Annotated in this window: 21 protein-coding genes, 1 tRNA gene and 1 pseudogene; 9 read left to right on the top strand and 14 right to left on the bottom strand. The window is 63.7% G+C overall.

What is annotated here, in order from left to right:
• Positions 1 to 9: 9 nt before the first annotated feature.
• A complete protein-coding gene (locus tag BT183_RS03540; RefSeq protein ID WP_084603222.1) occupies positions 10 to 1,185 on the top strand; it encodes a DUF2865 domain-containing protein in 1,176 nt (391 codons plus the stop codon).
• On the opposite strand, the gene gltX is transcribed toward BT183_RS03540, so the two are convergent.
• From gltX to BT183_RS03525, 3 genes are all read right to left on the bottom strand, one after another.
• Positions 1,130 to 2,470, bottom strand: a complete 1,341-nt coding sequence (gene gltX / locus BT183_RS03535; RefSeq protein ID WP_072339073.1) for a glutamate--tRNA ligase — start codon at positions 2,468 to 2,470, stop codon at positions 1,130 to 1,132. The genes BT183_RS03540 and gltX overlap by 56 nt on opposite strands.
• The gene (locus BT183_RS03530; RefSeq protein WP_072339071.1) at positions 2,467 to 4,143 is read right to left on the bottom strand and encodes an NAD+ synthase; all 1,677 of its coding nucleotides are present in this window, start codon (positions 4,141 to 4,143) and stop codon (positions 2,467 to 2,469) included. Before BT183_RS03530 ends, gltX begins: the two co-directional genes overlap by 4 nt.
• Before the next feature lie 82 nt (positions 4,144 to 4,225).
• The gene (locus tag BT183_RS03525) at positions 4,226 to 5,356 is read right to left on the bottom strand and encodes a hypothetical protein (RefSeq protein WP_072339070.1); all 1,131 of its coding nucleotides are present in this window, start codon (positions 5,354 to 5,356) and stop codon (positions 4,226 to 4,228) included.
• Between the two features lie 247 nt (positions 5,357 to 5,603).
• On the opposite strand from BT183_RS03525, the gene BT183_RS03520 reads away from it, so the two are divergent.
• Positions 5,604 to 6,041 (top strand): response regulator, encoded by a 438-nt coding sequence (locus BT183_RS03520; protein ID WP_084603382.1) that lies wholly within the window; start codon positions 5,604 to 5,606, stop codon positions 6,039 to 6,041.
• On the opposite strand, the gene BT183_RS03515 is transcribed toward BT183_RS03520, so the two are convergent.
• The 5 genes from BT183_RS03515 to rpiA all read right to left on the bottom strand — a co-directional run bounded on the left by BT183_RS03515 (position 5,983) and on the right by rpiA (position 12,250).
• Positions 5,983 to 7,920, bottom strand: coding sequence for a PAS domain-containing sensor histidine kinase (locus BT183_RS03515; RefSeq protein WP_072339066.1), 1,938 nt, complete (start codon positions 7,918 to 7,920; stop codon positions 5,983 to 5,985). The two genes, BT183_RS03520 and BT183_RS03515, sit on opposite strands and share 59 nt — an antisense overlap.
• Before the next feature lie 106 nt (positions 7,921 to 8,026).
• Complete coding sequence (locus tag BT183_RS03510; protein ID WP_143145726.1) at positions 8,027 to 9,406, bottom strand: class II 3-deoxy-7-phosphoheptulonate synthase; 1,380 nt, start codon at positions 9,404 to 9,406, stop codon at positions 8,027 to 8,029.
• Between the two features lie 93 nt (positions 9,407 to 9,499).
• Positions 9,500 to 10,876 carry a glutathione-disulfide reductase gene (gene gorA / locus BT183_RS03505; RefSeq protein ID WP_072339062.1) on the bottom strand — a complete coding sequence of 459 codons (1,377 nt, stop codon included), beginning with the start codon at positions 10,874 to 10,876 and terminating at the stop codon, positions 9,500 to 9,502.
• A 101-nt stretch (positions 10,877 to 10,977) separates the two neighbouring features.
• Positions 10,978 to 11,490 carry a DUF2059 domain-containing protein gene (locus tag BT183_RS03500; RefSeq protein WP_177282381.1) on the bottom strand — a complete coding sequence of 171 codons (513 nt, stop codon included), beginning with the start codon at positions 11,488 to 11,490 and terminating at the stop codon, positions 10,978 to 10,980.
• 67 nt (positions 11,491 to 11,557) lie between these two features.
• Positions 11,558 to 12,250, bottom strand: coding sequence for a ribose-5-phosphate isomerase RpiA (gene rpiA / locus BT183_RS03495; RefSeq protein ID WP_072339057.1), 693 nt, complete (start codon positions 12,248 to 12,250; stop codon positions 11,558 to 11,560).
• Positions 12,251 to 12,511: 261 nt separating this feature from the next.
• On the opposite strand from rpiA, the gene BT183_RS03490 reads away from it, so the two are divergent.
• Together BT183_RS03490 and BT183_RS03485 are read left to right on the top strand one after the other, a co-directional pair.
• Positions 12,512 to 13,105, top strand: coding sequence for a L,D-transpeptidase (locus BT183_RS03490; RefSeq protein ID WP_072339055.1), 594 nt, complete (start codon positions 12,512 to 12,514; stop codon positions 13,103 to 13,105).
• 198 nt (positions 13,106 to 13,303) lie between these two features.
• Positions 13,304 to 13,396, top strand: a tRNA-Ser gene (locus tag BT183_RS03485).
• Positions 13,397 to 13,482: 86 nt separating this feature from the next.
• Here the strand turns inward: BT183_RS03485 and BT183_RS03480 are convergent.
• Together BT183_RS03480 and BT183_RS03475 are read right to left on the bottom strand one after the other, a co-directional pair.
• Positions 13,483 to 13,956 carry a hypothetical protein gene (locus BT183_RS03480; protein WP_072339053.1) on the bottom strand — a complete coding sequence of 158 codons (474 nt, stop codon included), beginning with the start codon at positions 13,954 to 13,956 and terminating at the stop codon, positions 13,483 to 13,485.
• The gene (locus BT183_RS03475; protein ID WP_143145647.1) at positions 13,956 to 14,462 is read right to left on the bottom strand and encodes a hypothetical protein; all 507 of its coding nucleotides are present in this window, start codon (positions 14,460 to 14,462) and stop codon (positions 13,956 to 13,958) included. Before BT183_RS03475 ends, BT183_RS03480 begins: the two co-directional genes overlap by 1 nt.
• A 340-nt stretch (positions 14,463 to 14,802) precedes the next feature.
• Here BT183_RS03475 and BT183_RS03470 point away from each other — a divergent pair, with 340 nt between their 5' ends.
• Together BT183_RS03470 and BT183_RS03460 are read left to right on the top strand one after the other, a co-directional pair.
• The gene (locus tag BT183_RS03470; RefSeq protein WP_143145646.1) at positions 14,803 to 15,132 is read left to right on the top strand and encodes a hypothetical protein; all 330 of its coding nucleotides are present in this window, start codon (positions 14,803 to 14,805) and stop codon (positions 15,130 to 15,132) included.
• Positions 15,133 to 15,543: 411 nt separating this feature from the next.
• Positions 15,544 to 15,915, top strand: coding sequence for a hypothetical protein (locus tag BT183_RS03460; RefSeq protein ID WP_072339045.1), 372 nt, complete (start codon positions 15,544 to 15,546; stop codon positions 15,913 to 15,915).
• Positions 15,916 to 15,931: 16 nt separating this feature from the next.
• Here the strand turns inward: BT183_RS03460 and BT183_RS20980 are convergent.
• A pseudogene (locus BT183_RS20980) lies at positions 15,932 to 16,282 on the bottom strand (exodeoxyribonuclease III); the annotation flags it as partial.
• 180 nt (positions 16,283 to 16,462) lie between these two features.
• Here BT183_RS20980 and BT183_RS03450 point away from each other — a divergent pair.
• Both BT183_RS03450 and BT183_RS03445 read left to right on the top strand, forming a co-directional pair.
• Complete coding sequence (locus BT183_RS03450) at positions 16,463 to 17,437, top strand: thymidylate synthase (RefSeq protein WP_072341464.1); 975 nt, start codon at positions 16,463 to 16,465, stop codon at positions 17,435 to 17,437.
• Entirely contained in the window at positions 17,434 to 18,354 is a 921-nt protein-coding gene (locus BT183_RS03445; protein WP_072339043.1) for an alpha-glutamyl/putrescinyl thymine pyrophosphorylase clade 3 protein, read from the top strand. Before BT183_RS03450 ends, BT183_RS03445 begins: the two co-directional genes overlap by 4 nt.
• Here the strand turns inward: BT183_RS03445 and BT183_RS03440 are convergent.
• The 3 genes from BT183_RS03440 to BT183_RS03430 all read right to left on the bottom strand — a co-directional run bounded on the left by BT183_RS03440 (position 18,351) and on the right by BT183_RS03430 (position 20,778).
• The gene (locus BT183_RS03440) at positions 18,351 to 19,451 is read right to left on the bottom strand and encodes an ImmA/IrrE family metallo-endopeptidase (protein ID WP_072339041.1); all 1,101 of its coding nucleotides are present in this window, start codon (positions 19,449 to 19,451) and stop codon (positions 18,351 to 18,353) included. The genes BT183_RS03445 and BT183_RS03440 overlap by 4 nt on opposite strands.
• A 371-nt stretch (positions 19,452 to 19,822) precedes the next feature.
• Positions 19,823 to 20,185, bottom strand: coding sequence for a hypothetical protein (locus BT183_RS03435; RefSeq protein ID WP_072339039.1), 363 nt, complete (start codon positions 20,183 to 20,185; stop codon positions 19,823 to 19,825).
• A 392-nt stretch (positions 20,186 to 20,577) separates the two neighbouring features.
• Entirely contained in the window at positions 20,578 to 20,778 is a 201-nt protein-coding gene (locus BT183_RS03430; protein ID WP_072339037.1) for a hypothetical protein, read from the bottom strand.
• Positions 20,779 to 21,113: 335 nt separating this feature from the next.
• Between BT183_RS03430 and BT183_RS03425 the strand changes: the two genes are divergently transcribed.
• Positions 21,114 to 21,614, top strand: coding sequence for a hypothetical protein (locus BT183_RS03425; RefSeq protein ID WP_143145645.1), 501 nt, complete (start codon positions 21,114 to 21,116; stop codon positions 21,612 to 21,614).
• The last annotated feature ends 3 nt before the right edge of the window (positions 21,615 to 21,617 follow it).

The raw sequence follows: 21,617 nt of genomic DNA, 5'->3' as shown, positions 1-21,617 counted from the left end.
GCTGATTTCATGACTTCTTCCACCTTCCGTACAACGTCCGCCGTCGTTCTTCGCGCCATGCTCCTCATGTTCATGGCGGCGGCGATCGTCGGGCTCGATGCCCATGGCGCCTATGCGCAGTCAGCCAATTGCGCGCGCCTCGCCCAATCGCTCGCCAGCCTCGAGCAGAACGGACAGTTCCGGTCGCGCCAGAACAATTCGCAGCAATTGCGCAGCGTCTCGACTGACCTGCAGCGGGCCGAAAGCACCTATGTGCGCACTGGCTGCAACGATCTGGCGCGCCGCGGGCAGCCCCTGCCCCGGCAGTGCCAGGATCTGGCGCGGCGCATTCTTTCGGCGCGCGACGAGGTGGCGGCGCTGAGCCGACAGGTCGATACCGGCGATGCCGTGGCCCAGCAGCGCGAGGCCATTCTGCAGGAAAGCGCCCGTTTCCGCTGCAATACCGGCTCCTCGGCCACGGTGAACCGCCAAGCCAATCGTGGCGGGTTCTTCGAGCAGCTCTTTGGCGGGTTCACCGGCGGTGGCGCCGACCAGGGTTTTGACGGCGGCGGCGGCATTCGCGGAGAGGAATTCCGCGGCTATGGCAGCTATCACACCGTGCGCACCCTCTGCGTGCGCAAGAGCGACGGCTATTACTGGCCGATCAGCTATTCGACGCTGGCCGATTATGCCTCCAACGATGCCGCCATGTGCGCCGAGCAATGTCCAGGGGTGGATGTCGAGCTCTACATGCACGACAATCCCGGCCAGACGCCCGAGCAGATGCGCAACCTCTTCGGGGAGCCCTATTCGGCCCTGCCCAACGCCTTCAAGTACCGCACCGCCGTCGATCTCACCAACAGCTGCAAGCCGCAGACCTACGGCACGGGCACGATCACGACGGCGCTGACCGAGACCGGGCAGGCGCGATCGACGCTCGAAGTCGATGGCCGGATGGTGCCCCTGCCGGTGCGCGATCCGCGCGGGCGCGGCGTGATCCAGGCGGCCGCGGTCGATCCCAGCCAGTTCGTGTCGGTGCCGCTGCCGCGGCGCCGACCGCATGCGCCGGGCGAGGACCCGCCGGCCATGCCCATCGCCTCAGCCAATGCGGCCGAGCCGATGCGTCTGGTTCAGTTCGGGGAAAAAACCGTCAGGATAGTCGGTCCAGACACGCCCTACGCCCCAACAGCGGCAGCAGGGACCTGAGTTCAGGGCCGTCGTCACGGCCGGTCAGCGCGAGGCGCAGGGGCATGAAGAGCCCCCTGCCCTTGCGGCCGGTCGCGGACTTGACGGCGGCTATCCAGCGATCCCACACCCCATCATCCCACGGCTCCTCAGGCAGGGCTTCGCGCGCCGCTGCCATGAAGGCGCGATCCTCGTCGGCGATGACGGGCGTGACGGGGCCGGTGACGAGCCGCGCGAGTTCGGCCACATCACCCAGCCGCGCGACATTGCCGCGCAGGGCCAGCCACATTGGTTCATTGGCGACGCCATGGGCGGCGAGACGGTCGCGCAGCGCATCAAAGCCGGTTTCGTGCAGCAGCCGCGCATTGAGGCTGTCGAGTTCGGCCGGATCGAAACGCGCCGGCCCGTGCGACACCATCGCCAGATCGAAGATCTCGGCAAGAGCGGCGAGCGACGGCTGCGGCGCGACCGGCAGGCTGGTGCCGGTGAGGACGGCGACGAGCGCAACGGCGAGCGGCTCATAGCCCTCGGTGCGCAGATCGGCCAGCGACAGTGACCCCAGCCGCTTGGACAGGCCTTCGCCATCGGCGCCGGTCAGCAGATTGTGGTGCGCGAAAAGCGGGACCGGACCGCCCAGCGCCTCGAAGATCTCGATCTGCGTGCCGGTATTGGAGACGTGATCCTCGCCGCGAATGACATGGGTGATGCCCATCTCGATATCGTCGACCACCGAGGGCAGCGTGTAGAGATAGCTGCCATCCTCGCGCACCAGCACGGGATCGGACATCGATGCGGTATTGACCGTCTGCGGCCCCTTGATGAGGTCGGTGAAGGCGACGGGCCGCCCGTCGAGCCGGAAGCGCCAATGCGGCTTGCGACCCTCGGCTGCATAGCGCTCGTGGTCGGCGTCGGTCAGCCTCAGGCCGGCGCGATCATAGATCGGCGGGCGGCCCATGGTGCGGGCGCGGGCGCGCCTGCGGTCGAGCTCGTCCTCTGTCTCGTAGCAGCGATAGAGCCGCCCCGATGCGATCAGGCGGTCGCGGGCCGCGTCGTGGATCGCCTTGCGCGCGCTCTGGCGTTCGATGCGGGCCGGGGTGATGCCGAGCCAGGCGAGATCCTCGATGATGCCTTGCGCAAAAGCCTCGGTCGACCGCGCGTGATCGGTATCGTCGAGCCGCAGCACATAGGTGCCGCCGTGGCGCAGCGCAAAAAGCCAGTTGAGCAGCGCCGGGCGCGCATTGCCCAGATGCAGGCGGCCGGTGGGGGATGGTGCGTAACGGACGATGACGGCCTGCTCTACGCTCATGAACCGCTCCCGTCGCGATAGCCGCTGGTGATGGGATATTTCCGGCCCAGCCCGAAGGCCTTGCGGCTGAGCTTGACGCCGGGCGCCGATTGCCGGCGCTTGTATTCGGCGAGATAAATCATCCGCTCGATGCGCCGCACGAGGTCGCCATCGAAACGGCCTTCGCCATTGCGGACCACTTCGGCGACGGACAGCTCGTTCTCGACGAGGCCGGTGATGATTTCATCGAGAATGGGGTAAGGCGGCAGGCTCTGCTGGTCGGTCTGGTCGGGGCGCAGCTCGGCGCTCGGGGCCTTGTCGATGATGGCCTGGGGGATGACCTCGCCGGAGGGTCCGAGGGCGCCCAGCGGGAGATGGGCATTGCGCCAGGCGGCAAGATGGTAGACCTCCATCTTCAGCATGTCCTTGATGGGGTTGAAGCCGCCATTCATGTCGCCATAGAGCGTGGCATAGCCCACCGCCATCTCCGACTTGTTGCCGGTGGTCAGCAGCAGCCCGCCAAGCTTGTTGGAGATCGCCATCAGATAGACCCCGCGCATGCGGGACTGGATGTTCTCCTCGGTGAGATCGGCGGGGCGATCGGAAAAGACGGGTGCAAGCTCGGCAAGGGCCGCCTCGACCGGGGGGCCGATCGGCAGCACGTCGTAGCGCACGCCGAGCCTTTTGGCGCAATCCTCGGCGTCCTTGAGGCTTTCGGGCGAGGTGTAGCGATAGGGCAGCATGATGGAATGGACGCGTTCGGCGCCCAGGGCATCGACTGCGAGCGCAGCCACCACGGCGCTGTCGATGCCGCCGGAGAGGCCGAGCAGGACGCTCTTGAAGCCGTTCTTTTCGACATAGTCGCGCAGGCCCAGCATCGCCGCCTGCCACGGCGCCTCGTCCACCTTAGACAGCGGCGTGATCGCGGGGGTCGTGCAGCGCCAGCCCTCGGGCTGCCTCTCCCAGTCGGAAATCAGCATGTCCGTTCCAAAGGAGCGGCCCTGCAGTACCAGCCGGTTGCCCGGCTCGATGGCAAAGGAGGCGCCATCAAAGACCAGCTCATCCTGCCCGCCGACCTGGTTAAGATAGAGCATGGGCACGCCATCCTCGGCGACGCGGGCGCGGACGAGGTTCATGCGCTCGTGCTGCTTGTTGCGCCAATAGGGCGAGCCGTTGGGGCACAGCATGAGCTCGGCACCCAGAGCCTTGAGATGGCCGCAGACTTCAGGGTGCCAGATATCCTCGCAGATCGGGATGCCGATCGATACGCCGCGGATCGTCACCGGCTCGGGCAGCGGGCCGGGCGCGAAATACCGCTGTTCGTAGAACACATCGTCATTGGGCAGCTCGCGCTTCCAGCGCAGCGCCGTGATCGCCCCACCCTCGGCGACGAGCACCGCGTTGCGCAGCACCTCGCCATCGCGCCAGATGGTGGGCAGGACCAGCACCGGGCCGCCGGCTGTCGTTTCGGCCACCAAGGCTTCAGCAGCCGCCATCGCATCGCTGACGAAGCGCGGCTTGAAGAGCAGGTCCTCCGGGAAATAGCCGGCGAGGAACAGCTCGGAAAACATGACGATGTCGGCGCCGGCGGCGACGGCCTCGGCATAAGCGGCGCGCGCCAGGGCGAGGTTGCCCGCGAGCGCGCCGACCTTGGGATTGAGCTGTGCGAGGGCGATGCGAAGCCGATTGGTCAAGGCGCGCGTCCGGTTGGAAAAGACGCGGCAGACTTATCGCTTAGCCCCCGGCAGGGCAAGCAAGCTCGGACGGGCCGGCCGATTAGAACCGGTAGGTCAGTTCGGCCAGCAGGCCGTAGCGCATGAGCGAGAAGGGGTTCGAGGTTTGGATGAAATCCTCGGTGCCCGAGCTTGGCGCACCGTAGAGCGGATCGGGATCGCGATAGCCTTCGATGGTCACCCCATCATCGGCATAGACCGGCACCTGGGCCTGCAATTGCGGCGGCGTTACCGACAGGCGGGTATAGGTGGCGTCATGGGTGCCCTGCAGGTACCAGGCCCGGCCGCCCAGCCGGAAGGTGAGGTTTTCGGTGGGATGGAGCCCGACCATCAGCTCGCCCATGGCGCCATAACCCCAGCCCGAAAAGGTGGTGGGAGAGGACTGGAAGCTGTAGGTGGGGCAGGAATCCGGCGGGGTGACATTGCACACCGGATAGGACGCCGGGCCCGAATTGCTGCTGTGCGACCCCAGTGTGCCGCTGACATGGGCATAGGGCACCGCGGCAAGTTCGGCCGTCACATCGATCATCTCGCCCAGTTTGGCGCGCGTCTGGACGCCGAGCCGAAGGGCATGGATGTCCATGTTGTCGTCCTGGCTATCAAAGCCCAGGGACCATTGGCCAGTGTCGGGCGACCAGTCGGTGACGGCGGTATTGGTGGTGTAGCCCTCTCGCGTCGTACGCGGCGAGTCGTTCCAGTAGAGATAGCCCAGCAAGGGCCCGAAGCCTTCGGTCGGCTCGGTGCTGCCGAAGGCCATGTAGCCCATATCGGCGCCGATATAGCCGATCTGCCCGTCGAGGGTTTCGCCCGTCCGGAGCCCGGTGTCATAGCTGCCGCGCACCGCCATGGCGTAGCCGGCGAGGCCCTTGGCATAGGTGCGGGTCCGCGCATCCTCGATGCGCAGATGGCCTTCGACGAAGTGCGCCGCATCCTCGGTGGTCTTGTCGAGCCCGCCCACGCTGCTCGAATGCGCCCCGAGCGAATACCAGTAGCGCGTGCCGAATTCGAAGCCGAGGGAGTCGGTGCCGTCCCCCAGTTCGGTCCAGTCCTTGGGCTCCACCCATTGCGAGCCGCGGAAGGACATGTCGGCATCCGACCACTCGTCCCAGTCGGCAGCCATGGCCGGCACAGTCGCCATCATCAGGGCAAGGGTACTCACGGCCGTGCGCAACATGGCAAACCTCAGAAAAACGCGGTGCAAACTTGCAGTCTTTATGCCCTGTTAGGGTTAATGTTCCGCTAAACTGACGGTCAGGTCGCAAACGGGTGTTGGTTAAAGCCTCCCTTCAGCGTCTGTTAAACATGCATCGTATTTTATTGAATGGCTGCATTGCACACCCGCTTGCGCGGCAACCGCGACCATGCTGGCGCGTTGCAATCACCGAAGTCGACCCGGACAGAGACCGGTGAAGGACATGGCCATGAGCAGAATTCTGGTGGTGGAAGACGAGATTTTCGTCGCCGCCGAAATCGAATCGATCATCGCGGACATGGGCCATGAGCCAGTCGGCATCGCGGCGGACCGGCGTACGGCCCTTGCGCTTGCCGACGACGCCGACATTGCGCTTGTCGATCTGAACCTCGTCGACGGACCGACCGGTATCGATGTGGGTCGCACGCTGGCCGATCGTGGCGTGACGGTGCTGTTCATCACCGCCAATCCCTCGCAGCTTGGCGACGGCGTGCCGGGCACGATAGGGGTGCTGCCCAAGCCGGCCGATGGCACCGAGCTCGAGCAGGCCGTGGCGTTCGCGATTTCGCTGCGTGAAAAGGCGGAGGCTGCAAGGCCGCCGCGTCGGCTCAGGCTGTTTGATCGCTGGCAGGGCTCTGCCGGGTTTGCAGCCGCGCCGATCGGCTGAGCGACGCCAGCGGCAGGCGCAATTCGACGCGCAGGCCGTCATCGTCCCAGATGCGCTCCATCGAGCCGCGCAGCTGACCTTCGACGCTCAGCGTGATCAGTTTGGACCCGAAGCCCTGCCCCGTGGGCGCGGCCAGCGTCGGGGGCCCGCCCTCTTCCTTCCAGGTCAGGTGGCAATCCTCGCCATCGATGCGGCAGGTGACGCGGATGACGCCCTGCTCGGTCGAGAGCGCACCATATTTGGCCGCGTTGGTCGCCATCTCGTGGAAGAGCAGAGCCAGCGGGGTCGCCGCGCCCTCGTCGATCGGCGCATCCTCGCCCTCGAAGATCACCCGCTCGCGCCCGCCCTGCTGCTGGTAGGGGCTGAGCAGCTCGGTGATCAGCGAGCGCAACGAGGCCGCAACGCTGGTGCCGGCCGAGGCCTTGGAATGGGGCCGCACGAAATCATGCGCGCGACCGAGCGCAAAGATTCGGGCGCGCAGCTGATCGGCGAACTCCTTGGCCTCGGGACGGGTGCGGGCCGAGAGGCTGACGATGCCGGTGATCACCGAAAAGATGTTCTTGATGCGATGGCTCAGCTCCTGGGCGACCATGTCGCGCTCTTCGGCGATGAGCTTGCCCTCATGGATATCGGTGCAGGTGCCGAACCAGCGCATGATGCGGCCATATTCGTCGCGGATCGGCAGGGCCTGCCCCAGCACCCAGCGATATTCGCCGCTGCGGTGGCGCAGGCGATATTCGATGCGATAGGGCTCGCCGGTCGCCAGCGAATGCTTCCAGACCTGCCAGGCCCGCCCCTGATCGTCGGGATGGAACATGTTGTTCCAGCCCGATCCGTCGGTGGTGCCCTGCGGGATGCCGGTGAATTCGTACCAGCGGGCATTGTAGTAGTCGTGATAGCCGTCGGGCTGGGTGGACCAGACCATCTGCGGCATGGTGTCGGCGAGCGTGCGGAAGCGGGCTTCGCTTTCGGCCAGGGCGTTGGCGATGGCCTTCTGGTCGCTGATATCGACGACGACGCCCGGAAAGCGGACCGCCCTGCCCTCGTCGTCGTGGATGACGGTGCCGGAGGCGACCACCCAGGCCGTCGAGCCATCGGGGCGCACCAGACGGTATTCCATGCGCGTCTCTCCGCCGCGCTCGAGCGCCTGCGCGATTTCGCCCGATACACGCTTCTGGTCGTGCGGATGGATGGCGTTGACGAACTGGTCGATCGGCACGCCGGCGCTGGCCGCCTCGACCGGGACGCTGAACAGGCTGGCGAAGCGTTCGTCGGCCGTCACCCGGTCGTTGACCACATCCCAGTCCCAGGTGCCCACGAGCCCTGAAGCCGACAGCGCCAGGTCGAGCTTCTGCCGGCTTTCGGCGAGGGCCCGGTTGGCCAGCACCCGCTGAGTGGTCTCGATGACGACGACCATGATGGCGAGCGGAGTGCCGCTCTCGTCGAGCACTGGAGAGTAATTGAGGTTCATCCATGCGGATTCGGCAAGGCCGTGCCGGTCAAGCACCAGCTCCTGGTCAGCCAGGTACCAGCTTTCGCCGGCAAAGCCACGCCGCATGTTTTCGCGATTGAACGCAGCGATCTCGGGCCAGGCCGTCTCGACCGGCTTGCCGAAGATCGCCGGGTGACGGTCGCCAGCGAACTCGGCGTAGCCCCTGTTGTAGATGAGGGTGCCCGATTGCGCGCCGGCCAGCATGACCATCGGCACTTCGGTGGCCATCATCAGCCGGACGGCCGCGCGCAGGGCTTCAGGCCATTCGGTGATCGGCCCGATTTCAGTCTGCGACCAGTCGAAGCTGTTGGCCAGGTGGACGGTGGGATCCCGCTCCAGCCGTGCTCGCAGTTCCGGCGATGCCCCGGGAAATAAGGTCTTGGGCATACCGTTCACCGTCCGTGGGGCGCCGGCTTACCGGCTGCCTGATTTGCGTGGCAGGGGTCGAAGCGCCCTAGCTAACACCCAGCGACGCTTCCCACCTTTAACTTTATTATATCGTGGTAACCGGCGCTCGGCGAGATGCCGGGACGCGGGAGAGCTCCTCGGCCACGAGGAACGCCAACTCCAGCGCCTGATTGGCGTTGAGACGCGGATCGCAATAGGTGTGGTAGCGGTCCTTGAGGCCCGCTTCGGTCACCGCCTGCGTGCCACCGGTGCACTCGGTCACGTCGTCGCCGGTCATCTCGATATGCACGCCGCCGGCATAGGTGCCCATCTGGCGGTGGATGTCGAAAAAGCTCTGCGCCTCCGAAAGGATGCGTTCGAACGGACGCGTCTTGTAGCCCGACGAGGCCTTGACGGTGTTGCCGTGCATGGGGTCGCAGCACCACACCACGGTGTGCCCACTCGCCTTGACGACATCGATCAGCGCCGGCAGGCGGTCGGCGATCTTGTCCGAGCCGAAGCGGCAGATCAGGGTCATGCGGCCCGCTTCGTTGTCGGGGTTGAGACGGTCGAGCAGCACGGGCAACTCGGCCGGATCGAGCGTCGGGCCGCATTTGATGCCGATGGGATTGCGGATGCCGGCGAAATACTCGACATGGGCGCCCCCCGGCTGGCGGGTGCGATCGCCGATCCACAGCATGTGGCCGCTCGTGGCGTACCAGTCGTTGGTGATCGAGTCGCGCCGTGTCATCGCCTCCTCATAGCCAAGCAGCAGCGCTTCGTGGCTCGTGAAGAACTTGGTCTGGCGCAGCGCCGGCGTGTTGTCCGAGGTGAGGCCCAGGGCACGCATGAAATCGATGGCGTCGTCGATCTTTTCGGCCACCGCCTCGAAGCGCGGATAGGCCGCCGAGCCCTTCATGAAGCCCATCGTCCATTCATGCACGCGCGCCAGATCGGCATAGCCGCCCGAGGCGAAGGCGCGCAGAAGGTTGAGGGTCGCGGCGGACTGCCGATAGGCCTCGAGCTGGCGCTCGGGATCGGGCGTGCGTCCCTTGTCGGAAAAATCGATGTCGTTGATGATGTCGCCGCGATAAGAGGGCAGCGTCACCCCGTCGACGGTCTCGGTATCGGCCGAGCGCGGCTTGGCGAACTGGCCGGCGATGCGACCCACCTTCACCACCGGCTTGCTGGCCCCATGGGTCAGCACCACCGCCATCTGCAGGAAGGCGCGGAAAAAGTCGCGGATGTGGTCGGCCCCGTGCTCGGCGAAGCTTTCGGCGCAATCGCCGCCCTGCAGCAGGAAGGCCCGGCCCGCCGCAACCTCGGCCAGTTGGGCCTTGAGATCGCGCGCCTCACCGGCGAACACCAGCGGCGGGAAGGTCGCCAGCCGACGCTCGACCTGCGCGAGGGCCTCGGGATCGGGATAGGCCGGAACCTGTGAAATCGGCTTGTCGCGCCAGCTTTGCGGGGTCCAGTTGCTCATGATCCTCATGCTCTCCGGGGGCACCTTCGGGGTTCCGAGCCCTCTAGCAAGCGCCACCTGCCCTGCCAAGCGCATTCGGCCCCGGTGGGGCCGCAACTATTGGCGGATGCCGCCGCGATAACGGCAGGACGGCGCCTTGAACGTCACCAGCTCCTCGGCGGCGGTGGGATGCATGGCGATGGCCCGGTCGAAATCAGCCTTGTCGGCCTTCATCGCCATGGGTATGGCGGCCATCTGCACGATCTCGGCGGCACCCGGCCCCAGAATGTGGCAGCCGATGACCCTGCCTCCGTCGGGCAGCGTCACGAGCTTCATCACCATGCGCTCCGAACGCTGGGAAAGCGTGTTGATCATCGGCCGGAAGCGGGCGAGGTAGACGTCGATGTCCTTGTGCGCGCACGCCGCATCATGCTCGGTGAGGCCGACGGCCGCCGCTTCGGGCTCGCCGAAGACGGCGGTGCCCACAAGGCTGTGGTCGACGGCGGTGGGAGTGTTGTTGAACACCGTTTCGGCGAAGGCCTGGCCTTCGCGGATCGCCACCGGGGTCAGCGCGATCCGGCCGGTCACGTCGCCAACCGCATAGATCGATGGGCAGCTGGTGCGCGAATAGGCGTCGACCGCGATGGCGCCGGTCTCGGTCAGCGCCACGCCCGCGGTCTCGAGGCCCAGCCCGTGGATATTGGGCGCGCGCCCGGTGGCAAACATCACGGCGCCATAGGGCGCCACCACATCATTGCTGAGGGTGACCGAAACATCCTGTCCGGCCTGCGACAGGCCGCAGATTGTGGTGCCGTAGATGAACTGGATGCCGCGCATCTGCATGCCCGCTTCCATGCCGGTGCGCAGATCGTCATCGAAGCCGCGCAGGATGCGCTCGCCGCGATAGACCAGCGTGGTCTTGACGCCGAGGCCGGCAAAGATCGTCGCGAATTCGACCGCGACATAGCCGCCGCCCTCAATGAGGATCGAATGCGGCAGGGTCTTGAGGTCGAAAGCCTCGTTGGAGGTGATGCCCAGCTCGGCGCCCGGAATGGCCGGCTTCGAGGGATGGCCGCCGGTCGAGATGAGGATGGTCTTGGCTTCGAGCGTCTCGCCGGCGTCGCGCAGGCGGACAGAATTGGGGCCGGCGATGGTGCCCCGATCGCGGATGATCTCGACGCCCGAGCCCTCGAGCCCGGCGGTATAGGCCTTTTCGAGCCTGTCGATCTCGCGCTGCTTGTTGGCCACGAGGGTCGCCCAGTCAAAACTGGCCTCGACGGTCCAGCCGAAGGAGCCGGCAATCTCGAACATGTCGGCGAAGCGGCTGGCATAGACATAGAGCTTCTTGGGCACGCATCCGCGGATGACGCAGGTGCCCCCGACCCGGTAATCCTCGATGATGGCGACACTGGCGCCCAGATTGGCCGCCACCCGGGCCGCCCTCACCCCTCCGGAACCGGCCCCGATCACCACAAGATCGTAGCTGCGCGTCATTGCAGGATCTCCCTCAGGCCGAAACGATGGCGACCGCCGGTCGCATGAAAAAAGGCTCCGGACATGCCGGAGCCCCGATGCCGCCGATCACGGCGCAAGGATCAGACGTTGAAGCCCGCCGCGGCGAGCTCGGCGCGCACGCTGGCGAAGAATTCGGTCTGCAGATTGCGCTGGAAGACGCTCATGACCGTAGCAACACTGGAATTGATGGTGGGATTGGCCGCGGTCAGCTTCCGACCCACCGGCGTCTCGTAGAAGGTCACGATCTGGGTCAGTTCGTCTTCGGTGAAGCTCAGCGCATAGACGCGGGCAAACTGGTTGAGCAGCTCGTCCTTGCGGGCCCGGTAGGTCTCGAGCGTTTTCTTGATCGCCTCGTCGGTCTGCTCGACGAGGGTCGGGTTTTGCGACGAAATTTGCCGCATGGTAGCCACGGCGGTCTCGACCAGGGCCACCTCGAAGATGCCGGCACGGTCGGTCAGGTCCACATATTTGCGCGCGATCGCCACATGCTGGGGCGCCAGCTCCTGCGCCTGAGCGGGCATGGCGGCGAGTACCATCGACGCCAGCAGCGCCCCGGTCAGGGCCCGCGCAAAATGCCGTGTGGTCTTGATCATGGCTTTGTCCATCTCGCTTCTGGCCTTGGTGTCGGAACGGGTGCCCGCAAGCCCCCGCTTCGCCGCTTCAGCCCTCATATGTCACGAGGCCATCCGGCCCGGCAATATAGGCCTTGCTCGCCAGGCCGATGAAAAGCCCGTGCTGCACCACGCCTGGAATATCCAGCAGGGCCCTCGACACGGCTTCTGGATCGGAAATGCGGCCAAAAGATGCGTCGAGAATGAGGTGTCCGCCGTCGGTTTCAAAGGGCTGTCCACCCGCCCCCTGCCGCAGCGACAGCGCCCCGCCGGGCGCGATGGCGTGCAGCACCGCGGCAACGGCGCGCCGGGTGGCCTCGAGGCCGAAACGATTGACTTCGACGGGCAGCGGGAAGGCGCCGAGCGCCGGCACCACCTTGCTCATATCGGCGATGACCACCATGCGCGAAGACGCGGCCGCCACGATCTTTTCACGCAGCAGCGCACCCCCGCCGCCCTTGATGAGGCTGAGCCCGGGCCCGATCTCGTCGGCCCCGTCAACCGTCAGGTCGAGCTCCGGGGTCGCGTCGAGATCGGTCAGCGGAATGCCGAGGCTGCGCGCCTGCGCAGCGGTCTGCTCGGAGGTGGGGATGCAGAGGCACGCGAAGCCCTCAGCCACCCGCGCGCCCAGAAGGTCCACGAAGTGCCGCGCCGTCGATCCCGTGCCGAGGCCGAGCCGCATGCCGGGCCTAAGCTCGGCCATCGCCGCCTCGGCGGCCTGACGCTTGAAGATGTCGCTCATTTGAAAAAGTCGTTCATCGACGCCCCTCCACCCCTCTACGGCGGCTCTAAGGGTGGATTCGCCTGCGTGTCAACGCTGACATCACGGATTGGTGACTTTCCACCGCGACAATGCGGCAACACAATGATCGCAAGGTGTGGCGGGCGTGTTCGAATCGTGGCGTGGCGCCTGTTCGCGTGTGACGCGTCGCGCTATGCACCTTCATCCTGCCGCCGGATCGAGAGGATGCCGGAGGCGAAGCCGTCAGGGACGCAATACGAGATGACCAGACTGAAAGCCTTCATCGCCATTCTATGCGCCGCGCTGCTGTCGCTCGGCACCGTGGTTCCCGCCCATGCGGCCCGCGTCTACAATCCCGATTCCAATCAGTGGGAAGACGCGTCTGCCGTCGCCACGCGCTCGCGCGGCGGCAGCCCGATCCGGCGCGAGGTCGTTGAGTATGCCAGCAAGTACAAGCCGGGCACCGTCGTCGTCGAGACGGGCGAGCGTCGCCTCTATCTCGTGATGGAAGACGGCAAGGCGCTGAAATATGGCGTCGGCGTCGGCCGCGACGGTTTCGCGTGGTCGGGCACCCATCGCATCACCCGCAAGGCCGAGTGGCCCGGCTGGACCCCGCCGGCTGCCATGCGCAAGCGCGTTCCCGACCTGCCGGCCTACATGCCCGGCGGCCCGGACAATCCGCTCGGCGCCCGCGCGCTCTATATCGGCTCGACGCTCTACCGCATCCATGGCACCTCGGAGCCGTGGTCGATCGGCCAGGCGGTATCCTCGGGCTGCATCCGCCTCACCAATGAAGACGTCACCGATCTGTACGAGCGCGTGACCGTCGGGGCCCTGGTGGTCGTCAACCACTGACCCTGCCCCGAGATCTCGACATGCCGGGCCGGTGCCATCGCACCGGCCTTTTTTATTTGCCCGGGCCAACTCGGAAGTGGATATGGACAGCCTCAGGCCGGGCGCAGGTCCACCGTGACAGGCGGCTCCGCCTAATCACCCAGCCCGGCGCGAATTCGCTTGTCTCGCCGACGATTCGCGGCTAGACCCTCGCGTGCCGGAGAGGTGGCCGAGAGGTCGAAGGCACTCCCCTGCTAAGGGAGCAGACGGTCAAAAGCTGTCTCGAGGGTTCGAATCCCTTCCTCTCCGCCAGCCCCTTCGATTATGATGTTGATTTGATTGGCGTTTCCCCTTTAGGGAGCCCTCAAATCCTAAGCCAGTTCATAACGGTCTCGATCCTATTCGGCTGCGATCAGCGATCCGCCCGGCATGTCGCCGTCGCGCTCGATATTGCCCTGTGCGCACATTCCGCAGCCTTGGACGACCGATTCTGACCAGCCGAGGTCGAGCTCGTCGTTGCCCTCGCTCAAGGCGTCGTGCGGCTCGTCTTGGATGTCGCCGCCGTGCTCGTCCTCGTGCTCGGTGTCATCCTCGGCGCCTTGAGCCCAGCGCCTTTGGTCGCCCTGCTCCCTGCCCCAGCCCGAGAGATTGCCGTTGCAGGCCACAAGCCGCAGCGGCGGAATCTCAGGAGCCCCGAGGTTCGGCTCGAGGTCGCAGTCGCCATCCAGACGATCGAGGATCTCGATCATTGCGTGGACCTCATCGAGGCAAGCCTCGATCCGGGCTCGGAAGGCTTTGCGGCGCTGATGCTCGACATAGGCCTCGGCCTTCGCCGTAAGCTCGATGCGTGCCGGCTGATGCTGCGCGCCCATCACGACACCGCCTCGAAGTCCCATACCACTCGCTCGGTCGGTGGCATCGCGGCGATCACCACCGCGCCCTTGCGCTCGCCGATAAACGAGTGGTCAGCCGGATCGCAGCCATAGATTTCCGCCAAGGCATCGCGCGACGCGCCCATGGCGCGGTTGAGCCTGTCGCGAGCATCGAGCCGGCGCCGATTCTGGAACAGCACCGGGCAGGTCGACTTGCTGTCGGGCTCGATGATGGCACGGAAGGAACCGCTGACATAGCTGTCGAGCGCAACGGAAAGCTCTTCGGCCAGCCGAGCGACGCGTGTTGCAGGATCTTCGGCCAGTGCCGACGCTACTGGCGTGCCCAAAGGCTGCGGTCGAGACCAGTGCACCCCCGCCCGCAAGCAGGAGGCGCCGAGAAATCGGCACAGCCTGTTCAGTTGACGGAAGACGGGGCACGGAAGGGTACTGGCCTGCGCAGCGTCTTTGGTCTGCTGGCGCATCCTACGGCGAATTGAGAGGGTCATGGTTGGCTCACTGGTTGGGGCTTCTGAAGGCCCGTGCCGGTGACAGACCGGCAGCCGGGGGTTCAGAACCTGCCAGTGAGACAGGCCGGACACTTTTAAGGGTTGCCCCTCTGGACATAGCGCCCGCCCCCGGCCTAAATGGCCGAGTTCGGCGCGCCGCCAAGCGCGTCCGTAAAGCGCTGTTGAGCCCGCCAAGGCTCTCACGCATCGGCAGCAAGGTCGGCGCCAACCGATCTGTCTGCCTATCACTGGTCCGGGTTCTGACGCCCACGGACACGATGCACCCTTTTTGAGCAATCGACAAGCACCACCCTCGCCAAGGGGTGGATGGCTTGCGCTCGTGGGGTTTTTGCCGCCTCATGCGTTGAGCAACGGGGGCAGAGCCATGGATTGGATGAAAGAGCTTGATGAGCGCGGCCGGATCGCAAAGCAGCTTGTCACTGACGTGCCGCCGGCACTGAATTCGCCCGCAATGACCCATGATCAGGCCGTCGCGATCTATCAGGGCCTCGAAAAGCATGCCCAGGCAGCCGACGCGCTTCTGCAAGACATTGAGGATGATGACCAACCCGATGAGGTCATCGCGGCGGCTGAGGCCCTCGCGGATATCTACTCCGACCTTGCTGCTGCAGCCGTCGAGCGCATGGCCGAGCTGCGACGCAAGCGCTGATCAGCGCGGCACCACCGCGTCGGCGATCAGTTTGCGCAGATAGTCATCAGGGCTCATCCCGACTTTCTGCACCCGATGCTGTTACGTCTTGTGGAGCCCTGCTACACATTTGGCGACCCGGGGGGAGATCATGCAGGAACTTCAGGCACACCTTCAGCTGCTCATCGAGCGCAGAAGACTCTTGGCGACCGTCGCGTCCCGTGAACATCGAACTTGGACAGAAGACGAAATCGACGAGCTCGCCTCCTTGAATGGCGCCATCGACGCTGTGATTTACACCATCCGGGAGTTGAGCCCCCCTCCCCAGCACAGCAGCCAGCCCTAACTGGGGAGGCCGGCATCTCAGTCCAGGATTTCCGAGATGCACGTCAAGCGTTCCATTCGGTTCAAAAAGAGGGCTGGAAATTCGCAATGGATCAAGTCGGCCAGTATGGTCGGTGGCTCATTGCAACCGTGGCGGCTGCTCACTTCGGCGGACTAGTCCTCGTCGCGCAGCTAGCAGAGCGCCTGCCCACAGCGGACCTGCGATCCACAATGTGGTGCCTGATTGCTGGGCTTGTGGCCATCTTCATCTCAGGATTGGTAACCTACTACAACTGGGGCTATTCCGGTCGTTTCTTCGCGCTTCACACAAACGTCAGGCTGTTGATAGATCCGGGCGAGCCACTTCCAAACGGGTCGCGCGAACTGAAGATGATGACGGTCACACAGTTCGCCGCTATTGGGCTCGGCGTTGCCTCGGTCGCATTTATTCCCCTCGCGGCATGGCAGTTGCCGCTTTGAGGCGGAGAAGCCTGACCTATACCTCCGCGTTCACTATGATCCACGCGGGTGCATGATCGCTGGCGCCCGGCATGCCGCGGACGTCCCGATCGACACCGGCCGAGACCAGGCGACGGGTCACTTGCTTGCTCAGCAGCAAATGGTCGAGGCGCAGCCCCGCATCCCGCTCCCATCTCTGCCGCATGTAGTCCCAGAATGTGTAGATCGTCTCGCGTGGGTGCTACTTGCGCAGCGCGTCGGTCCAGCCTTGATCGAGTAGGCGCTGATACAGGGCCCTGCTCTCGGGTTGCACAAGGGCATTCTCATCATGGGAACGGTTCGAGTAGATGTTCCTTGGCTCGGGGGCAATGTTGTAGTCGCCCGCAAGCCGCTCGTTCATAAAGGCTTGATCTCTGCTGATTGCAGCGCTCTCTGGTGCTCAGGCATGCCCTAACGCGGTCGGCCCTCTCCATCCCTGGGTCAATTGTTTGAATCGAGGCAAAATCTAAAAGAACAATATTGCACACGCCTCCGAAATCCTTGAGCTTTGCTCAAGGGGAGAACTGATTTGGAAATCACCGAAGAAAGTTTGGACGGCCTGCTCGTGCATCTATACGAAGCATTGATCCAGCGAGGCGCCATGAATACCGGTTCCCGGGGCGGTACGCGTGAACTGCTCGGGGTGACCCTTCGTTTAACGAGGCCGCAAGCCCGATTGAGCCGCTCCGAGGATCGCGGAAAGCCATTCAGCGCTTTGGGTGAGCTACTTTGGTATCTGTCCGGGTCCGATAAGCTAGAATTCGTTGAACCTTATGTCCCTCGATACGTGCATGATGCTGAGAACGGGACCATACACGGCGCTTATGGTCCAAGGCTCTTTACTATGCGCGGCAACATCAATCAGGTCGACAGCGTCATTGCCTTTCTCAAGAAGACGCCGGGATCGCGTAGGGCCGTCATCCAGCTGTTCAATGCCGAGGACATCGCCAAGCGCTATCTGGAGATCCCATGCACCACCACGTTGCAGGTGCTGTGCCGCGAGGAACGCCTGCATCTATCAGTGACCATGCGGTCGAACGACGCCTATTTCGGCCTGCCGCACGACGTGTTCTGCTTCACTATGATTCAAGAGATGATGGCTAGGACGCTCGGGATGGAGCTCGGCGAGTACTACCACTACGTCGGCAGCATGCACATCTACGACGACAAGCTCGAGGCCGCGGCTCAGTATCTGGAGGAGGGGCACCAAAGGACGGTGGAGATGCCGCGAATGCCTGATGGCTCGCCGTTCGAACTTGTTCCGGCGCTGCTTAGTGTTGAAGACATGCTTCGGCATGGCGAGTCCGTCGACGCGTTCGCCGTTGCGCCCGACGACTACTGGGCCGACATCGTCCGCCTATATCAGGCCTTCTGGGCGGCGGGGAACGATGCTGCATTGGACGCGTTGCGGGATGCCGTGACTACCCCCATCTACAAGAACTATATCGATGGTCGGCGCACTTTAAGGCGCCGCACATTCCGTTCGCGGGAGACGCGCGATTGATCTGGCCGACGAGACAGAAGCAGAAGCAGGAGATCACCGACGGCCTGCAGGGTTTTAGCTACAATATCCGGATGTTGCCGGGAATTGCCAACCTCGTCGCACTTGACACGCTGGCGGTGCAGTTCGTCGCCAGCCTCCGGCGCGAGGACTACTATAAACTGGTCCAGCGCAAAGCGGTTGCGCCGAGAAGAGCGGATCCAAATGACGCTGGTTTCGATGCTGAGCGCGCGGTCGCCTATCACATGCAGAACGGTGATGTTGAAGAGGCGGCTTGGCTTATTTTCCTCATGACCCATCTGGCACGACCTGCGGACACTGGTTGGCTGCGGCTTCGGCACATCTACGGGAAACTCGGACAAGGGATATGGACTTGGCAGACGGTCGCCGCGGATCCGCAGTCCTTTGTCGATTGGCTGGCAGCCAACTGGACCTGCATCGGCGGCAAGTTCGGCAACCACAGGAAGTACGAGAGCCTCGATCCGAACTCGAACCGGCCCTTCGGGAAAGTGCTGGCGACCTATCTCGAGTGGATTGGCGCCGCTGGCCATAAAGTATTCTTCGCCGAAGAGGTGAGGAAAGCCGGCAATGAGCCTGGCATCATTTTCGATCACCTATACAGCAGCATGACCGTCCTCAGCTTCGGTCGGCTGGCGAAGTTCGATTATCTTGCCCTGATCGGCCGATACGGCATCGCTCCTATCCATGCTGGACAGGCCTATTTTAAAGGCGCAACCGGCCCGGCGCGTGGCGCGCGCTTGTTGTTCGATGGAAGCGCAGACAGCAGCACGGGGCCTGAGGCATTGCAGGATCTCGTGGACGAGCTGGACGGCGTTCTCGGCGTGGGCATGCACGTCATGGAGGACGCTCTTTGCAATTGGCAGAAGAGCCCGACGAACTTCGTGCACTTCAAGGGCTAGACGAGTGCGGGTTCGATCTCGTCCCAAGTCCAGCGGCGTTTCAGCGAATTCATCTGGTTATGGGCGAGCACTTTGCGGTGCTGCAGCTGGCCGACAGTAATTCCGGGAGAGACGCCCACTGACCGACTGAACCTAATGATTGAATCCCGCGTCGGGTTAATCTCCTCGAGCTCTCCGACCCGGTCGATCGGGATTAGGCAAGAACTGGCAAAATCGTTTGCTTCACGCTCGCTCTGCTCGTCGCCAAACGTGTCGTCTTGATCCACGAAAGTCGCCGCCTTGTGAAGAAGGAGGTGGCCGATCTCGTGGAACAAAGTGAACCAGAAATGGTCGTCAGAGCGGTGCCGGAAGCTCATCAGGATCATTGACTTGTCCGGCGAGACCATGCGGCTTGCGCCACTTGCGCGGCAACCGTTAGGTGCACGCACAACAATGAGGGCGACGCCGACCTCGGCGAAGAGTGCACGAAGAGACGGTAGGAACCTCTCGGGCTTGGACACGTGCACCAGCTTGCGAATCTGCTCCAATCGATCCTGAAGATTACCTGGGCTCCAAACGCCGGTTTCAGACAGCTCGGCCTCCATTTCACCACGACGAAGCCAGCGCAAGACAGCTTCATCGGATGACTTAAAGGTCTCGGATGTTCGGAAGCGAGTCGCTCCGATCAGTGAACCGTATTGCTGTTCCCAAGAGTCGAACTTGGGGACGTTGAAATACACGAGTCGGCTGCGCAGTTCTTCGCGCAGCTTGTCGGCATTGATGTTGGCCGGCAGCTTCCTGCCGCTCGGAGCCGGCACGCGGGTCAGCCACGCCTCAGGCTCAGAAGCCGCTGCCATCGCGACGGCGCGATTGATCGCGACCTCAAAATTGGCTTGACGCTTTAACCAGAAGGCCTCGTCCCCGCCCAAACGATCAGCAAGGACGCTTGCAATTTTCGGATTGATGGCGAGTGAACCGTCGCAGATAGCGCGCACGGTGTTCATGCCCTCTTCGAATGCGGCAGACAGTTCTTGGGCGCTAACGCCCCGGCGGTGCATAACGGCCCGGACGGCGTCGCCTGGCTTGGAGAACCAGTCGGTTGCTGCCTGCTCGTCCATCGGTGTCTGTTCCCTATCTGAACCAGCTTCAGATACCGCACCGTGTGCCACGTTACGCTGCCATCGTCAGCCCTTTCGAACTTCGATCCCACAGGAATCAGTCTCGCAAACAAGTTTGAGCCAAAAACTAGAAGAAGAGAACCGTCATTCTGAACTGATAGCTCGGGGCTGCGGAAGTCGATCCAGTCAGCCGCGTTCTCCATGGCCTCGGCGTCCGCCAATGCAGTGAACAAGGCACGGCCGTCTAGCGCTCCATATGCCGCCTCGGCGGTCGCGTACTCGCAGCATCGCTTCTTCAATTCGATTGTGTCGAACGAAATGTTCAGCATGTGGCGCGATGAAGTTGTTTCGTTGGTTGTAGAGGGCGAAAATCAGGTGCGCTGTGGCAGCGGCGAATTGCGGGGGCGAGCAGCGCGTTTTGCTCTGATGATGTCGATCCGATCCCAATTGCGCGCCAGTTCGGCCTCACCGGCCTCGATCATGTCGAACCCGGAAGCAGAGCACAGTCCGGCTAATGTCAAAATCACCCCGCCGGCTTCTAGGCGCGGTTCCCCGGCAGGTCGCGAAAAGACGTATTCCACAAGGGCGATTGCTTCATCTCGTGATCCGCCGGCGGCTTGTGCCAATTCTAACGCTTCTTCAAGAAAACGGTGTAGACGCTCCTGAACGTCGAACGTCGCTCCGGTATCGAAACAGGCGACCATCCAATCTTTGACCCGATCCTGAAAATCCATGTTAGGCCTCCTCTCCACATTATTAGGGGCTCGATACTCCAGGTAGGAAGATCGAAATTTTCTAGCTTCGGCGCGGCATGACGATATTCCACAGAATTCGCCAGCGTCTCAACCAAGGTCGACGGCGTTGAAAGCGCGATGTCGAAAGCATGATCCTTTGGTGGAACATCCGTGTTACGTCACGATACTGCCCGCAGCTCCGTCACAAATACAGATGGAGGCCAAGAGCTTTGATGCTGTGCATCGGGGTCAATCGTGCACTACCGCGTCGGCGATCAGTTTGCGCAGATCGTCATCAGGGCTCATCCCCTCCTTCTCGGCCCGATATTCCACCGCCTTGCGCAGCTGGTGTGTCATCGGCACCTGGCAGAAGGTGTGTCGCCGGGTGCGCCTCACGCCCCACCGTCGCAGCGTGGCGTTGATGTATTCGGGGCATACCTCCCGCCCAGCTCCTCGGCGATCCTCTTGGCCGGCCGGCCTAGCCCGGCCAGATAGCCCAAGCGCCCATAGAAGGCACCGGTGCGCGTCTCGACGAAGGCTGCCCCGCCGCGGTGACGATCGGTCGGCAGGTTCTTGGCCATCTTGCGCTGCATGCGAACCTCACTGCGAACTGTTCGCTGGAAAATACCAGTTCCGCGCCATCGTTCAACATAGCGTTGCGGCTTGAATGCAGGCTCGCCGGGGCTTGCGGCAGCCATGGCTGCTGCCGGTTCGCACCCCTGAATCACGAAACCAAGAAAAAAATCTGCGAGTGCAGGGACCGCGGGTCCGGCCGGGCATCAAGTCTCAGGGATTGAGGGCGCCCCCGCCTCAAGCCATATTGACCCAGCCAATAGCGACGGGGGAATTTGTGGACATAACTGGTTGGCTAGAGGCCTATTGGGGAAAGGTATCAAGCGACCCGCTGCCATTGCTAACCGGTGGGTTCTTGGTCTTCTCGCTAGGATTGGGAATAGGGCTGGCTTGGGGACGCCAGCACATTCAGACCCTAAATGGCAGGATTGATGCGAAGAAGGAGGATCTGGCTCGACTTCAGCAAGAGGTAACCCGACTGTCCACCGAGCTTCGCGACGCGCAGGATCAGGTGCCCGCTGCCGCGGCTCAAGATCCGTCAAAGCGCTTAGCTGCACTCATGGCCAGGCTGAAGACGAACCTCGCTCTTGCCAAACCTTCCAATCGCCGGCAGGTCGCCTGGCAGGAAAGCTTCGTCGCCAACGCAGGCGCGATGTGGGCTATGGCCGACGGTCTAGGCCTTCCGGTCCCTGAACTGCTCGGGCCTGAAGTCGCTTCGCTCGAACAAAAGCTCCACTTCGCTGAGCAGTACCTCATGCACGTTGGTCCGCTGGTAGCCGTGGGAGAAATGGAGGCGGCAAAGAAGGCCGCAGCACAAGTGTCCCAAGACATCGATGCGTTTCACAACAGCCAATAGGTC

Origin of the sequence: Devosia enhydra (assembly GCF_900119845.1) — a bacterium.
In the GTDB taxonomy this organism is placed as follows: Bacteria; Pseudomonadota; Alphaproteobacteria; order Rhizobiales; family Devosiaceae; genus FPKU01.
This window is presented reverse-complemented; position numbering and strand designations above follow the sequence as displayed.